The sequence below is a fragment of the Acinetobacter sichuanensis genome (assembly GCF_003024515.2).
GTDB lineage: Bacteria > Pseudomonadota > Gammaproteobacteria > Pseudomonadales > Moraxellaceae > Acinetobacter > Acinetobacter sichuanensis.
This window is the reverse complement of sequence record NZ_PYIX02000230.1, coordinates 1-531: the sequence shown is the minus strand read 5'-3', so window position 1 is coordinate 531 and position 531 is coordinate 1. Positions and strand designations below refer to the sequence as shown.

Genomic DNA, 531 nt, shown 5'->3' with positions numbered 1-531 from the left:
TTGTTATGAGTGATTTTGATAATGCATTTAATGATGTTAATAAGATAATCTATAAAGACTGTCTAGTCATACCCAAAGGCGCTATCTTACATTTAAATAATATACCTATTCGCTTAAGTGAAGATACGCGAGTAAATAGTAACCTTTCCTTATTGAGTGAGGGCTTTGCCTATCAAGATTCGCTTAAAGGTTCAAATAAAGCATATAGCAATCCTCAAATAACTATTAATGAAATAACTGCTGTTGAGGATTGGTAGTTTTTTGATTATCGCCCCCTCATCATCACACGTTTTCTATATTGGCGATTATTTTCTATATTGGTTTGAAAAAACTGATCCTTATCAAGTGATGATAAGAAGTTATTCACCATTTGAGCCTCAACAAACATATAAGCAGTTATAGTTCCATTATGCTCTTTCACCTGAAGAGTATTTCCATCAAAGGCTACTTGTTCAATTTTTTCACTATTAATATTGAATGATTGCAAGTTTTTCTCCACCCGATCAGTAAGCTGCGTCGGGTTCGCAGTTT

Annotated in this window: 2 protein-coding genes; one reads left to right on the top strand and one right to left on the bottom strand. The window is 33.5% G+C overall.

Going from position 1 to position 531, the window contains the following annotated elements:
- Nucleotides 1-257 (top strand): hypothetical protein (locus tag C9E89_RS23675; protein ID WP_171405229.1); only part of this gene is annotated, 257 nt, incomplete at its 5' end.
- Between the two features lie 8 nt (nt 258-265).
- Here C9E89_RS23675 and C9E89_RS23180 read toward each other — a convergent pair.
- A partial coding sequence (locus C9E89_RS23180) for a KTSC domain-containing protein (RefSeq protein WP_116746717.1) occupies nt 266-531 on the bottom strand: 266 nt, incomplete at its 5' end.